Below are 15,399 nucleotides of genomic sequence, written 5' to 3'. Positions count from 1 at the left end.
ACCCTTTTCTGCTGGATTATTATCTTAAAGTTAGAACGTAAATTAGGGAACCGCTCAGTACGGATCCGTACGCTGAGTGGTGTGAGAGGACAGATAGGGAATTAATCCCTATCTTCCTACTCGATTTAGGGTGGCCTAATTAAAATATGCTAAGTGATAAAGATTCAAGCAAAAAAAGAGGTGCTAATAATTTACTTACCAGCACCTCTTCTTAAAAAATAAACTTGCTTTAGTCTACTTCAGTATAAGACTGCATTGTTTTAATTTTTCCATCTTCATCATATTCAATTTCCATCATTTTCATACTTCTTAAGTATGTTTTTCCTTCTGAAAGCGAACTATCGTGGTAGAATAAGTACCATTTTCCTTCATACTCAACTATAGAGTGGTGGTTTGTCCACCCTACAACCGGTTCTAGAATTACTCCCTGATAAGTAAAAGGACCATAAGGGCTGTCGCCGATGGCGTAAGCAATGTTATGGGTGTCTCCGGTAGAATAAGAGAAATAGTATTTACCATTGTATTTATGTACCCAGGCGGCTTCAAAGAATCTACGGTCATTATCACCTGTTGTAATCGGTTCTCCGTTTTCATCTAATATTTCAACATCTTTTGGTTCTTCAGCAAAACTTAATAAATCATCGCTCATTTTAGCGATTTTAGGTCTAAGTGCCGGTTCATCATCAGCTGGATATTCGTCCTCTTCGGCAAATTCGCCGGTTTGCCAACGTTGCAACTGGCCTCCCCAAATTCCACCAAAATACATATAATATTCACCATCGGTATCTTTGTAAACCGCAGGATCTATACTGTAACTACCTTCAATTGGTTCTTCTTCAGGATTAAATGGACCTTCTGGATTATCAGCCGTAGCAACTCCAATTCTAAAAATATCGTCCTTATCCTTAGCAGGGAAGAATAAGTAGTATTTTCCGTCTTTTTCGGCAGCATCAGGAGCCCACATTTGGCGTTTTGCCCAGGCTACGTCTTCAACGCTTAAAACTTCCCCGTGATCGGTTACTTCGCCGTTAGGATCTTCCATAGAATAAACATGGTAATCTTTCATGTTAAAATGATTTCCGTCGTCCATTTCAGGTTCTCCAGAATCCCAATCGTGTGATGGATAAATATATATTTTATCTTTAAACACATGAGCCGAAGGGTCTGCAGTATAATGATCGGTAATTAGTGGTTCTGAGTGATATCTAATAGTGTCTTGTTGGGCTATAGAATCTTCAGCTACTTCGTCTTTTTCCTCCTGTTTGTTGTTGTCCTTACACCCAAAGGCGATAAGGGCCGGTAATAAAATTGGAAGGCTTTGTTTTAATTTCATTTTAAAGTTGGTTTTAATGTTTTGGGTAAAAATATAAAAAAATCAATCGTATTCGTAAGTTAATTTGGATAATATCCCCTGTAAAATAGTTTTTTAAACAAAAATAGACCTGTTAAAAAAGCTAATTTAACACAAACGGTTGCGTTAATTAATTAAACCCTTACCTTTATTAATCATTCAATAAATCTTTCTGTAACGGTGATTTTCCAACAAATTAAATTTGAAATTTTCATATTGTTATTATTAATTGGTGGTGGCAATTTTGTTCAAGGTCAAAATACCAGTGCCGAACCAAGGGAAAGAATACTACTAAATGAGGATTGGAAATTTTTTAAATATGATTCTGCAGCTGAAGTTGATAGCTTAATCTACGATGTGCGGCCTCAATTTGAAGATGATGAAGACGGAAAAGATGCTGATGCTAAGCCTACGGAAGCTGAAGAAATTACCGGTGAAGCAAAAGTTTTAAAACCCTGGATATTACCTACAGGTAATAAATTTTTAAAGGATGGTGAAGATAAACATTCCAGACCCAGGGGAGAACCTTTCCCTGATTTTCCATTTATCCAGCCCGATTATAATGATGGCGATTGGGAGTCTATAGACTTGCCGCACGACTGGGCTATAAAAGGGCCTTTTTTTGAAGGAGAGGATGCAGAAGTAGGAGGTGGAATGGGACGCTTGCCAAGCCCCGGTGTAGGCTGGTACCGAAAAAGCATCGAAATTTCAGAAGCCGATCTTAAAAAACAGATTTTCTTGGAAATAGATGGTGCTATGTCTTACGCTATGGTTTGGCTAAACGGAAAAATCGTAGGTGGATGGCCGTATGGTTATGCTTCCTGGCAGGTAGATTTAACGACGTATTTGAAGAGCGGTGAAAACCAGTTGGCTATTCGAGTAGATAATCCACCGGCTTCTTCACGCTGGTATCCCGGTGGAGGAATATATCAAAATGTTTGGTTGACCAAAAAGAACCCTATTAACATAGCCAAATGGGGAACTTTCGTTACGGGTGAAAATATTACTGAAAATTCAGCAGGTATTAATTTAAATCTTTTTATTGATAATGTTTCTAATAATGATGCTGAAATATCAGTTGAAAATAAATTATACGAGTTGAATGAAAATGGGGGAAGAAAGAATGCTATTACTGCTGAATTTGATGAGGTGAAATTAAACCTGAATGCTAATTCTACTGAAATTTTAAAAGATAAAATAAACATTCAGAACCCAAAACTATGGGGACCACCTCCCAGCCAGAAGCCTTCTATATAAAGGGTGTTAATCTACATCATGACCTGGGTGCTTTGGGGGCAGCTTTTAATATTGAAGCAGCCCGGCGTCAATTAAAAATTCTAAAGGAAATGGGTGTAAATGCTATAAGAATGGCTCACAATCCTCCGGCTTCAGAATTCCTTGAATTAACGGATGAAATGGGATTCCTGGTAGTTCATGAAATTTTTGATTCTGACTAACGTCAAATTAGTTGATTTGTATTAAGGTTGGTAAAAACCCCAGATCTTCTGGTTTGAGTTCCAATTTAGCTATATTTTTCTTTAGCCTTGCCACCATCTTTAATTTCCGCTTTTGGTCAAGGAACAAATACTCTGTTGGTGGAAGATATGGAACTTTTTTCACCATCATGTTCCAAACTATTACCGCAAGTTTTCGGGCTGTGGCTGAGACTGCTGCAGTTCTACCTTTTCTGTAGGCTACCCTTTTAAAAAAATTAGACAAATGGGTGTCTTTTAGATTTCCTATGGAATTTGCTGCTTGCCTGAAGGCTATTTTTAGCCGGTTACTTCCTTTTGGTATTCTATGGCTCAAGATTTTCCCTCCAGATATTTTATTGTTTGGTGCTAGTCTTAACCAGGAAGTAAAGTGTTTGGCAGATTCAAATTTCTTAAACCCTTCTGGTCCTATCTCGCTCATAATGGATACTACTGTAGCGTGACTTAAGCCTTCTATGGTAAATAAATCGACACCTTCAAAATACTGATAGGCTATCTGGTTAAGGTTTTTAATTTTAGGAGCATTCTTATTGATCCTCTTGTATGGTTTTTCAGTAGTTTTCAAAGCTCTTTTGGCTGGGAACTTTTTGAGCTCTGCATTGATAAAATTTTCCATCTGCTTATCACACTCATCAATCTTCTTTTGGAGGAACAGGTAAGTCTCGTATTCTTGCTTTAAACCAAATAGATAATCTTCTCTATTATTACCATGCAATGCCTTGGCTATTTCTTCTTCTGACTTTCTACAGTTGTAATGCCGGTGCTTTGCAAGTTTTTCGGGGTCTAGGTTCCCTTTACAGATATCGCCTACAATCGCAAGTCCTGTAAGGCCGCAAATGTCATTAACCACTACATCCAATCGGAAATTCAAAAACTTGAGGAACTTCTGCATTTTCTGAGTGGTGCAAGCTGCCTGCTCTACCCAGTTCCCACGCTGTCTGCAATAGGTGCGAAGCTTCTCTGTAGTTTCATCTGGAAGGAAACTCCCAGAGAGAAGCCCTAGGGTATGCAGCTGCTGGATCCACCGGCAATCCTTTACGTCCGTCTTTTTCCCTTTAGCGTGTTTGGTAAATTTTCCATTGACCAGGACAACTTCAAAACCTTGTTTAACAAGCTCCCCAAACAGGTTTTGCCAGTAATCACCTGTAGATTCCATTGCCACAGTTGTAATTCCTTTTGATTTTAACCATACTCCAAGTGCGGTAAGTTCTTCGGCATACACACCAAATTCCTTTACATCTCCAGGCAATTGCCCCACGGCCACGTAATGTGAGCGACTGCCAACATCAATCCCCGCTGCATTGGGATTAATGATTTCCATAGAAAGTTTTTTTCGTCCCATAATTGAATATTTTAGAAAAAGACCCTAAGGAAATGTATCTTTGATTTGAACAATATTCTGAACGGGCTCTCCAAAAAGGGGCACCACTGAAATTATCAACAAGCTCCTGAACCACTTCAGGGGCTTTTTTACATTTCGACCAGAATGTTTCTCGGGCTTTGTTTCAAGCGCCAATTTAAAAAGCGGCCACACATAGGGTCACCAATAAATTTAATACAGAAAGCTGATATTTTGCTCCACGTTAGCCGAAGAAATTAATGGAGTTTCTTCATGTGGGGAATGTTTGGGAACGAAAGAAAACACCGCTTGATTTTCACCTAATTTTTCCGGACTGGTACGAGCAGGATTTAAGGGCTTTTATAAGAAGGGACAGGAACCATCCCTCCATCATTTTATGGAGTTACGGGAATGAAGTTGGGGAACAATATACCGGGGAAGAGGGAGCTAAACTATCCAGTCTTTTAAATGAAATAGTTAAAGAAGAAGATACTACCCGTCCAACAACGGTATCAATGAATTTTGCCAAACCGGATATGCCATTTGCCCAAGTTCCAGATGTAATTAATTTGAATTATCAGGGTGAAGGTATAAGAAATACACCTGCGCACGCTCATTTAGATGGAATTAGAACTGAACCTTTATATGCTGAATTTCATAAAGGATTACCCGATAAATTAATTCTTAGCAGCGAAAATGCTGCAGCTTTAAGTACTCGGGGTGAATTTCTCTTTCCCGTTCATGAAGACATAAGTTATCTGGTTACCGACAGTCTTGGAGGTGATTCTGAAAATAAATATGTAAGTGATTATGGTATCTATGCAGTAGAATTTGATTCATCGCCGGATAAGGTTTTTAAGGCTAAAGATAAAATCCGTTTGTTGGTGGAGGATTTGTATAGAGCGGATGGGATTATTTGGGTGAGCCCAGCCCATATTATCTGGCGCGAAGTTCCTATTTTGGAATAATCGATCTTGCCGGATTTAAGAAAAGCAGGTTTTATCAATATCAGGCCAGATGGAGACCTGATTTAAAAAAGGCTCATATTATTCCTCATTGGAATTGGAAAAATAGAATTGGAAAAAATGTACCTGTACACGTTTTTTCTTCGGCCGATGAAGCTGAGCTATTTTTAAATGGAAACTCCTTAGGCCGACGGGAAAAAGGGGAATTTGAATATAGGTTCAGGTGGGACGAAGTAGAGTACCTGCTTGGTAAATTGGAAGTGGTAACTTATAAAAATGGCAAAGAATGGGCGGAAGATTCGGTGGTAACTACAGGGGATCCTGAGAAAATAGAATTGATTTCCGATAGAGAAGCAATAAAGACTAATGTAAAGAACCTCGCCTTTGTAACTGTAAATATAATTGATAGCAAAGGGAGATTGGTTCCAACTGCTGATAGTAAACTGGAATTTGAATTGTCTGGACCGGGGGAAATAGTAGCCACCGACAACGGAAATCCTGCAGATCTTGCATCGTTTATAAGTAAAGAAAGAAAAGCTTTAAATGGGAAAGCTCTGGTGATAATCAAGGCTAAAAAGGATGCAAAGGATAAGGATAAACTTTCACTTAAGGTAAGTTCTCAAAATCTCGACTCAGGCAAATTGATTTTAGAAGTCCATAGAATGCCTTAGTGGACTAAGTTAAATATCAATAGTATTAGGAATGCACTCTAACGGGTGCATTTTTACTTTTTTAAGATTTTCTAGCCTTTAAAAATAACAAGAATAGAATAATTACCGCTAACAACTATTCATTTTGCAATTAAAAATCAATCGTATTCGTTAAAAATATACATTTTAAAATATTGATTTTCAAGATTTTATATTTTAATATTATGATTTTTTAAATAAATTTAAAGATTTTTTAACGCAAACGATTGCGCAAAACATGATTTCTTGTATATTTATCATTGTAGAAAATTTACAACCTGTTTTTTAAAAATTAAGTAAACTAACACTCAAATGATTAAATATTCGAAAAGATGAAAGAAACGTTATTAAATTATTGTTTAAGTATGAAGCATTTTCTGTTAATACCTGTTTTCTTGTTGATTACAGGTTCAATCTATGCTCAGGAAATATCAGTTTCAGGAACTGTTACTGATGAAACAGGTCCCGTTCCAGGGGTTACTGTAGTTCTCGAGGGAACAAATAAAGGTGTTACAACTGATTTTGATGGAGTTTACCAAATTAGTAACGTACCTCCAAATGGAAATCTGGTGTTTTCCTATATAGGATACCTCACGGAAACAGTCAGTATTCAAGGTCGTACCGATATTGACGTAGTTTTGGAAACAGACTTGGAATCTCTTAATGAAGTGGTCGTTCTGGGTTATGGTACACAAAGTAGGGAATCGGTAACAGGTTCAGTCGTTTCGGTAAAAGGAGAGGAGTTGAATGAAGTGAAGACAGCAAACTTCCAGGAAGCCCTTATAGGTCGTGCAGCTGGTGTTAATATCCAAACAACTAGCACCAGGCCTGGAGCCTCACCACAAGTTCGTATTCGTGGTGCTCGTTCGCTCTCAGGAAATAATGATCCTTTAGTCGTGCTTAATGGTATTCCTTTTGCTGGGGGTTTAAGTGATATTAATTCGAATGACATTGAAAGTCTTGATATACTTAAAGATGCTTCTGCAACAGCAATTTATGGCTCCAGAGGTGCAAATGGTGTTATTCTTATAACTACGAAATCAGGAAAAGAGGGACAAGAAGCAACATTTTCTTATAACACGTACTATGCAACAAAGGAGGTTTTTGCTAAGTACCCTATGATGAATGGACCTCAGCTAACACAATTGCGAGCTGACGTTGCAGCTAATAATGATGGAGTTCCAATTTATGATTTGGCAGGAGATGAAGACCCTGCAAATAATACTGATTGGCAAAGCCTATTATATGCTCCAGGCCTTCAAACTACCCATGATTTTAGTGTGAGGGGTGGTTCGGAATCAGGTTCATATAATGTTGGAATGGGATACTTTAAAGAAACTTCTGTTGTACCCGATGATTCTTTTGAGAGGATTACATTAAGAGCTCAGGTTGATCAGGAAGTTGGTTCCTTATTCAGTTTTGGCTTAAATTCGGTAATGAACTTCAATAAAACAAGTAGTGTCGTTGGTGTATTTGGTGCACTGGCTGCATCACCTCTTTTAAGTCCTTATGGTGAAGATGGAAATTTCGTAACACCCGTTCGACTTCAAACTCAATCTGATGATCTTTGGATTCCTACCAGGTATGAGATAGAGCGAATTGGGGATGGCAGAAAAAACCAGCAATTAGATTATGGTTCTTATAATAACTTGTATGCTCAGGTTAGAATACCCTGGGTTGAGGGATTGAAATTTCGAATTAATGGCGGTTTAAATTTCCGTGCCAGTAGAGATGGGGATTTTACAGGTCAGGGAGTATTCAGCTTTAATCCCAACAATCCTTCATCTGCAAGTTACAACAGTTCTAATACAAGAGATTACGTTGTTGAGAACCAATTACTTTTTGACAGAACTTTCGCTGATAAACATAAGGTAAATTTCGTAGGATTATTCTCAGCTCAGCATACCGAATATGATGACGTAGGCTTAACCGTTCGAAATATCCCCGACGAACAATCCTTATGGTACAATTTAGATTCAGCTCTTACAGAAGATATCCTAGGTTTTGGAACCAATTATTCAGCTACCGGATTACTGTCTTATATGGGGAGGGTTATGTATCAATATGATGATCGTTACCTCTTTACTGCTACAGTACGTTCTGATGGTTCATCTCGTTTAGCACCCGGTAAAAAATGGGTTACTTATCCTGCAGTTTCCGCCGGGTGGAATATTGCCAATGAAGCCTTTATGGAAAATGTTGATGCTGTTAATGTTTTGAAATTTCGTGCGGGTTACGGGCAAACCTCTAACCAGGCAATAGCCCCTTTTTCTACACAAGGAAGGTTAGCTCAAAGAAATTATAACTTTGGTAGTAACTTTGCTACGGGTTATTTTGTGAACCAGTTACCTAATCCTAATTTAGGCTGGGAGTTTTCAGAAACTTACAATTATGGAGTGGATTTCAGGTTATTTAACCATCGCTTATCCGGCTCTGTAGAATATTATATTACTAATACTAATGATGTATTATATGGTTTGGGACTTCCCGCAACATCTGGTGTAGGCAGTGTAACCAGTAATATTGGAGAAACACAAAATAAAGGTTACGAAATCACCCTTAATGGTACTATTATAGATAATCCAGATGGTTTTACCTGGGATGCTGGTTTAAATCTTTATTCTAATAGAAATGAAATTGTTTCTTTAGCTTCTGGAGAGACTAGAAATGAAGGACAGCTTTGGTTTGTTGGTTCACCCATTAACGTAATCTATGATTACGAAAAAGTTGGACTTTGGAATGAATCAGACCCAGATTTTCAATACCTGGATACTTACGAGCCAGGTGGTAACGCCGGAATGGTAAGAGTGAGATACACCGGAGAATTTAATGATGACGGATCACCGGTTAGAGCGATCAATCCTGATGATAGAGTTATACAGGATCCTACACCCAATTTTCAAGGTGGTTTTAATACGCGTTTAGCTTATAAAAATTTTGATTTAAATATGGTTGGAACCTTCCAAAACGGGGGACTTGTTTATAGTACACTATATGGATCTGCAGGTTACTTAAATTTACTAACCGGAAGACAAAATAATGTTGATGTGGATTATTGGACACCTACAAATACAGATGCCAGATTTCCTGCACCTGGAGGAATACAAAGTGGCGATAATCAAAAATATGGAAGTACTTTAGGTTTGTTTGACGCCTCCTATGTGAAAATTAGGTCCATAACCTTAGGATATAATTTTAACCAGGACTTCATTGGGGATATTGGAATAAAAAATTTACGTATTTATGCTTCTGCGCAGAATCCGTTTGTATTCTTTTCACCTTTTCATGATGAATCTGGCTTAGATCCAGAGATTACCAACTCTTCGCAAGGAGATCGGAATTCTGCTATAGGAGATCTCGGAAATGTTTCCGCAGGTATTCCTACGATAGGAGCAAATGTGCCCTCAACACGAAATTATCTGTTAGGATTAAACCTTACATTTTAAAATATGAAAATTATGAAAAACATTAAATCTAAAATGAGACTATTTGCGATGCTGTCAATGGTATTGCTCATAGGTTTTGCATCTTGTTCAGAAGATATACTACAAGAGAAACCAAGGAGTGTTTTTACTCCAGATTTTTTCACAACTGAAATAGGTGTCCAGGGTGGAATAACCTTTTTATACGAAAATATGAGGTACTTATACGGTCATGCCTATTATTATAGTGCTTTGGAAACCGGGACCGATGAATATACCTTTGCCCAAAGTGCTGATAATAACTTTATAACTCCGGATTTATCGGGTCAGGGTGCTCCTATCCAATCAGATACATATGTAACCGGTATTGCCTGGAATACTGCCTTTCCTGCTATTAATACAGCCAATGGAATTATCGAAAATGCTGAGGCGGTTGGAGTTAATGAATCTCTAGTTGCGGAAGCCAGATTTTTCCGTGCTTTTAACTATTTCATATTAGTTCAACAATATGGTGGTATGCCATTGGATTTAGGTTCAGGAGAATTAGCATTTAATAATTCTGCAGTTAGAACCTCAGTACGTAATACGGTACCTGAAGTATACACTAAGGCCATATTTCCAGATTTAATTACAGCCGTTGAAAATCTTCCTGTGAATCCTAGATTAACTGGAACCGTTACGCAAAATGTAGCCAGGTTGAAATTAGCGAAAGCCTATTTAACTTATGCATGGTGGTTAGAGAATCCAAATAATATTCCTACGTATCCAGAAACGCCCAGAACAGATCCTGATGGACATGATGCACAATGGTATTTCCAGCAAGCTTATGATCTAGCTGTTGAAGGAATTGAAAGTCCAGGGCCTTATGCTTTACAGGAATATTATTATGATGTACACCTGGGATCCAATGATCGCAATAGCGAATGGATGTTATATGCAGATCGAACAGAAGAAAGCCAACTTTATAATGGAGCAGATTTAGGATGGAGTGGGACTGATGGTAGTGCCAATACAGCCGTTTGGATGGTTACACCTAACTATACCACAATAAGTGTTGATGGTGTTGCAGCGGTGCAACGTGAAGCAGCTCAAAGCTATGGTAGACCCTGGACTCGTATGGCTCCCCCAGTCGAAGTGCTTACAGAGACTTTTGATAATAAAGATATGGATTCTCGTTATGATGGTACATTTGTAACTAGTTATAGAGGGAACTGGGATAAAGGTGGCGTTGAAGCACCAACTATAACAGCTGCCAATGGTATGGAAATAGCACCCGGTGATGCTGTTATTTCATTCTTAGATGAATATAACCCGAACGTAGCTTATGTAGACGGGGCTAGTATTGGAGGTGGAGAGCTTCCTGGTAGATCTGATTATGTTATAAACCCAAATGAAATCAACAGAAGATTTTATCCAGGTTTATGGAAGCTGGGAACTTATCGTACCGATAGTCAAGGTGGTTTGGGACAACCAAACGGGGCATTAACCCGTCCTTTCCCGATAGCTAAGTATTCTGAATTTTACTTTATAGCTGCCGAAGCCGCAGTAAAAGGTGCATCTGGAAGTTATTCTGCTTACGATTTAATAAATGTTATTCGTGCTCGTGCTGGAAATTGGCGTTTTGATAATGGTGAACAGGAAGTAAGAATTGAGGATTTTAGTGATGAATTGGTAGCTGCAACCCCAACTGATATTGATATATACTATATTTTAGCAGAACGTTCACGAGAATATTTTGGTGAGCAGATAAGATGGTATGACTTGGTGCGTACCCAAAAATGGGCTGAACTTGCTGGCACTTATACTATTGCAGGAAATGCCGCTACAGACCATGATCCAGAACAATTTACCAGAACTATTGAAGATTTTCATTACTTAAGGCCAATTCCTCAAAACCAGTTAGACGACTTGGATATGACTGAAGCTGAAAAGGATGCATATCAAAATCCTGGATATTAATATATAGTGTTTGATGTAATATAAATTTTTAAATACGAATTTTACTTCTTGAATTAGTCAAAGTAATTCGGTTTTATGAAAAGGTTGTCTTGAAATATTAGACAGCCTTTTTATTTATATATTCGGCTTAAATAGCGCCAGAAAAGTAACTTTGAATACAACTAACTTACTTTAACAATTAGCCTGCTTAATTTAAATGAAAGTACTTGGCATTTCTGCATATTATCATGATTCGGCTGCTGCCATTATTTTTAATGGAAAAGTTTTATACGCTGCTCAGGAAGAACGCTTTACCAGAATAAAAAACGACGCTTCTTTTCCTGAAGAAGCCATTAAATTTTGCCTCAATGAATCTGGATTTAGTCTATCCGATATCGATGCTATTGCATTTTACGATAAGCCTTTTTTGAAATTTGAAAGACTTTTAGAAACCTATTATGCTTTTGCGCCAAGAGGTTTTAAATCATTTGTTAAAGCTATGCCTGTTTGGCTAAAAGAAAAACTTTTTATTAAACAGATTATAAGGAAAAGATTAAAGCAAATAAATAAAGACTTTAAATTTTCAAAAATTGACATAGTTTTTCCGGAGCATCATTTATCTCATATAGCCAGTGCATTCTATACTTCCCCTTTTAAAAAAAGTGCTTTTATAACAGTTGATGGCGTTGGTGAATGGGCTACCACCTCTTATGGAGTTGCTTGTGGTGAAGATGGAATAGAAATATTAGGAGAATTACAATTTCCAGACTCAATAGGTTTATTTTATTCTTCATTTACTTATTTCCTGGGATTTGAAGTGAATAGGGGCGAATATAAAATGATGGGACTTGCTCCTTACAGTAATAAGCAATCTGATCGAGTAGCACAATTTATTGGCATTATAGAAGAGGAATTAATTGATATCAAAAAAGATGGCTCAATTAAGTTGAGTAGAGATTATTTTGAATTTCCCGTTGGATTAAGGATGGTGAATCCAAAAAAATGGGAAAGATTATTTGGATTTAAAAAGAGGGAACCAAATGAAAAACTAACACAAATACATGCCGATTTAGCATTCGCGGCACAAAAAGTTTTAGAGCAAGTGTTAATTAGGATGATAAAACACGTTAAGCAGCAAACAAATGCCGATTATTTATGTATGGCAGGAGGTGTAGCTCTTAATTGCGTTGCTAATTCTGTTTTATATCACCAGAAAATCTTTAAGGATATTTATATCCAACCAGCCCCAGGAGATGCCGGCGGTGCATTAGGAGCTGCGTTGATAACTAATTACCTTAAGTCAGATTTGACATTTAATGGTTTGAATAAACCTTTTAATAATTATTTGGGTCCTATTTTTTCGAATTTCGAAATTGAAAAGATGCTGAGAAAAAATAAATGCAATTTTCATTACTTTGAATCATCAGAAGATTTAATGAATAAAACCGCCAATTACCTCGCTGAAAAAAAAGTAGTTGGTTGGTTTCATGGAAGGACGGAATTTGGTCCAAGAGCATTAGGTAATAGAAGTATTTTGGCAGATGCAACTGATGGAGGTATGCAGTCTAAGCTCAATTTAAAAATTAAATTTAGAGAAAGTTTCAGACCCTTTGCCCCGGCAGTGTGTGAAGAGGATTATGGCACTTATTTTAAGCAAGGAAAACAATCTTATTATATGTTGTTTACTAATGAGCTTAAACAATCACTGGTAAATGAATTACCAAATAATTTTGATGAGCTTAGTCTTGAAGAAAAACAAAATTTTATTAAATCCACACTCCCTGCAATTACCCACGTAGATTTTTCTGCCAGGGTGCAAGTTGTGAAAAAAAGTACGAATGCAAAGTTTTGGAATTTAATACAAGCTTATAAAAAAGTTTCTGGAAATGGTGTGATAATTAATACAAGTTTCAACGTTAAAGATGAACCCATAGTTAATACTCCAGAAAATGCCTATTTTTGTTTTATGAACTCAGGGATGGATATCTTGGTGATAGAGAATTATTTAATTGTAAAGTAGATGGAGTTTATAAAAGAATTTTTCCTTTTTTTAAAGGAACGCAAAAAGTGGTGGTTGGTACCATTGATTTTAATTTTTGGGATTTTAGGAGGTTTAATATTTCTTACAAATGGGTCTGCTTTAGCGCCTTTTATTTATAGCTTATTTTAATGAAGAAAGAAAAAGCCTTTGAAACCATAATTGTTTTAGCGTTAGCTGCGCTAATTTGTTTTTTGTTTTATCAAAAGATATGGCTCATTTATTTATCAGTAGCATTGCTGGTAATTCCAATAATTTCAGTTAAAGTCACCTTGATTATAGCCCAAATTTGGTTTGGTTTTTCTAATTATTTGGCTCTGGTAATGAACTATGTTCTAATGTTCATTTGCTTTTATCTTTTTTTAGTTCCGTTATCTTTTCTGCAAAGGTTATTTGGGGGAAATCAAATTTTAAAAAAACAAGAGGGTGATTCATATTTTCATAAAAGGAATCATTTATTTACCAGTGAGGATATTAATAAACCCTGGTAACTGCTCTTATTTTAGTTTATCCCCTTTTTCAAAATAAAATTTGGCATAATCTACCTTATCCATCTCCATACACATATTCCCGGCCATTTCGTATACCTTTGACTGTTCAGGAAATTCAGAAATTAAGGATTGTGCCACTCGAAGAGCATTTTCAAAATCACCTTCATTCTTATAAGTATGATAGGCCTCCCTCATTACATCTTCCCATTTTTCTCTACCAGAGTAAAGGTTGATTGCTTTTCTCTCTTCGTAAGTGGGATTTTGAATGGAATGATACAGTCTTACCGGATTCCTTCCAGACATTTCTAAATCATAGGGCCAGGATTGTTTTAGATCATCTACAATAAACTTTCCTTTAAGAGAATCTATGCGAGTTATAGGGATGTCCTGGAATGCCTTATCATAAGGAATAAAATTTTCCCATCTGCCTATAAATTGTAGTTGCTTTATCTTGTTATAAAAAGCATCAGCTATGATGAAATTACCTTTTACATTGGGATGCACATGCTCTGTCATCAGTTCATTATCGATAAATCCACTTTGGGATTTAGCCCTAAACAATTTCTTTGTATCAACCAGATGCACATTTTCATTCTTTGATAATTCGATAATGGCTCCATTTATTTTTTCCGGAGCTCGAAACCTAAGTAAATCTAATTCTTTAGCAATATGGAAGTACTTTTTTGCAGAATCCTTTTGCTTATTAATATAAAATTGCCCCAATTTGTAAGCGGCTTTGGCATTATGCTCAGCAATTTTAGAAGTTATCGTTTTATCTTTCTCTAAAGCCTCTTTAAATTCATCTTCGGCCAAATCATCACTTATAAATGGGGGAATATCTTTCTCGTTTGATACGAGCGTTGATAAAATTACAGGAATATCTTTGCCTTGATATTTCGATATGATTTTTTCAAAATTGCTTTTAAATTGATTTATACCAGCATGATAAATTTCTGAGTTATAAGGGATCTGCTGTTCCCTGGCCATCACCTCCATCAGTGTTGTTTCTCCAACTTTATAACCAGTATCATCTACAGATTCAAAAATCTGGGAGTAGGCATTTTCTAATAATTGAAAGAAACGTAAGTTTTTTAACTTTAAATAGCCCCTTACAAGAAATGGATGATTACCTGTAAAAACAGTTGATCCTGCACCTAATGCTCCATAATATTCATTGTGTCCCGCATATATTATTACAAGGTCTGGATTTTGTTCAATTATTCTATCCGTCAAATCCCATAGTGTATAGGAATTAACAGCGGTAATTCCAGTATTTATTACTTCTATATTTTTCTCAGGAAAAGTTCGTGATAGTCTATGTTTTAGCAACCTGGGAAAGGAACCATTTCTATAAAAAGGAAAACCTACTATTGTGGATGCTCCCTGAACAACAATTCTAAATGTATTATCAGTTTTATTCTTTAAGAACAAATCTGATTGATTATCGGAACGAAATCCTGTATTCTTAAAATATTTTTTAGATATGTCGGAATCCATTACATAATATTCCGTAGTATTTTCAGAAATAACTTTATTAAAAAGTTCATAATTTTCACCGTATCCAAAAAGTCTAAGTATTATCTCTACCACCAGAATTAAAAACAATGGGAGACCAATAGCGATTAGCTTAAATACTGTTTTTTTTTTCAAAAGCATTCAGTTATTGTCGATTT

12 protein-coding genes are annotated in these 15,399 nt (G+C 36.6%); 9 read left to right on the top strand and 3 right to left on the bottom strand.

Features of this window, described 5'->3' with window-relative positions; all coding sequences use genetic code 11:
* Window positions 1–229: 229 nt before the first annotated feature.
* Entirely contained in the window at window positions 230–1,333 is a 1,104-nt protein-coding gene (locus LB465_RS05775; protein WP_224468048.1) for a glycoside hydrolase family 43 protein, read from the bottom strand.
* 234 nt (window positions 1,334–1,567) lie between these two features.
* Here LB465_RS05775 and LB465_RS05770 point away from each other — a divergent pair, with 234 nt between their 5' ends.
* Together LB465_RS05770 and LB465_RS05765 are read left to right on the top strand one after the other, a co-directional pair.
* Window positions 1,568–2,608, top strand: a complete 1,041-nt coding sequence (locus LB465_RS05770) for a sugar-binding domain-containing protein (RefSeq protein WP_224468046.1) — start codon at window positions 1,568–1,570, stop codon at window positions 2,606–2,608.
* Window positions 2,572–2,808: a glycoside hydrolase family 2 TIM barrel-domain containing protein gene (locus LB465_RS05765; RefSeq protein WP_224468043.1), complete on the top strand. Its 237-nt coding sequence runs from the start codon at window positions 2,572–2,574 to the stop codon at window positions 2,806–2,808. Before LB465_RS05770 ends, LB465_RS05765 begins: the two co-directional genes overlap by 37 nt.
* Window positions 2,809–2,815: 7 nt before the next feature.
* On the opposite strand, the gene LB465_RS05760 is transcribed toward LB465_RS05765, so the two are convergent.
* Window positions 2,816–4,186, bottom strand: a complete 1,371-nt coding sequence (locus LB465_RS05760) for an IS110 family RNA-guided transposase (RefSeq protein WP_224468041.1) — start codon at window positions 4,184–4,186, stop codon at window positions 2,816–2,818.
* A gap of 257 nt (window positions 4,187–4,443) precedes the next feature.
* Between LB465_RS05760 and LB465_RS05755 the strand changes: the two genes are divergently transcribed.
* The 7 genes from LB465_RS05755 (at window position 4,444) to LB465_RS05725 (ending at window position 13,726) form a co-directional block, all read left to right on the top strand.
* Entirely contained in the window at window positions 4,444–5,151 is a 708-nt protein-coding gene (locus tag LB465_RS05755) for a glycoside hydrolase family 2 TIM barrel-domain containing protein (RefSeq protein ID WP_224468039.1), read from the top strand.
* The gene (locus LB465_RS05750) at window positions 5,100–5,819 is read left to right on the top strand and encodes a DUF4982 domain-containing protein (RefSeq protein WP_224468037.1); all 720 of its coding nucleotides are present in this window, start codon (window positions 5,100–5,102) and stop codon (window positions 5,817–5,819) included. Before LB465_RS05755 ends, LB465_RS05750 begins: the two co-directional genes overlap by 52 nt.
* Before the next feature lie 350 nt (window positions 5,820–6,169).
* Window positions 6,170–9,283 (top strand): SusC/RagA family TonB-linked outer membrane protein, encoded by a 3,114-nt coding sequence (locus tag LB465_RS05745; RefSeq protein WP_224468035.1) that lies wholly within the window; start codon window positions 6,170–6,172, stop codon window positions 9,281–9,283.
* A 12-nt stretch (window positions 9,284–9,295) separates the two neighbouring features.
* On the top strand, window positions 9,296–11,218 hold the full coding sequence (locus tag LB465_RS05740; RefSeq protein ID WP_224468032.1) for a RagB/SusD family nutrient uptake outer membrane protein: 1,923 nt from the start codon (window positions 9,296–9,298) through the stop codon (window positions 11,216–11,218).
* A 196-nt stretch (window positions 11,219–11,414) separates the two neighbouring features.
* Window positions 11,415–13,217: a carbamoyltransferase family protein gene (locus LB465_RS05735; RefSeq protein ID WP_224468029.1), complete on the top strand. Its 1,803-nt coding sequence runs from the start codon at window positions 11,415–11,417 to the stop codon at window positions 13,215–13,217.
* Window positions 13,218–13,367, top strand: coding sequence for a DUF5989 family protein (locus LB465_RS05730; RefSeq protein ID WP_224468027.1), 150 nt, complete (start codon window positions 13,218–13,220; stop codon window positions 13,365–13,367).
* Complete coding sequence (locus LB465_RS05725) at window positions 13,367–13,726, top strand: hypothetical protein (protein ID WP_224468025.1); 360 nt, start codon at window positions 13,367–13,369, stop codon at window positions 13,724–13,726. The genes LB465_RS05730 and LB465_RS05725 overlap by 1 nt, the downstream gene beginning before the upstream one ends.
* A gap of 6 nt (window positions 13,727–13,732) precedes the next feature.
* Here the strand turns inward: LB465_RS05725 and LB465_RS05720 are convergent, their stop codons facing one another.
* Window positions 13,733–15,376 carry an SGNH/GDSL hydrolase family protein gene (locus LB465_RS05720; protein ID WP_224468022.1) on the bottom strand — a complete coding sequence of 548 codons (1,644 nt, stop codon included), beginning with the start codon at window positions 15,374–15,376 and terminating at the stop codon, window positions 13,733–13,735.
* Between the last annotated feature and the right edge of the window lie 23 nt (window positions 15,377–15,399).

Source organism: Salegentibacter lacus (assembly GCF_020164555.1).
Taxonomy (GTDB): Bacteria; Bacteroidota; Bacteroidia; order Flavobacteriales; family Flavobacteriaceae; genus Salegentibacter; species Salegentibacter lacus.
The sequence above is the reverse complement of the archived record's forward strand: the minus strand, read 5'-3'. Positions and strand labels throughout refer to the sequence as shown.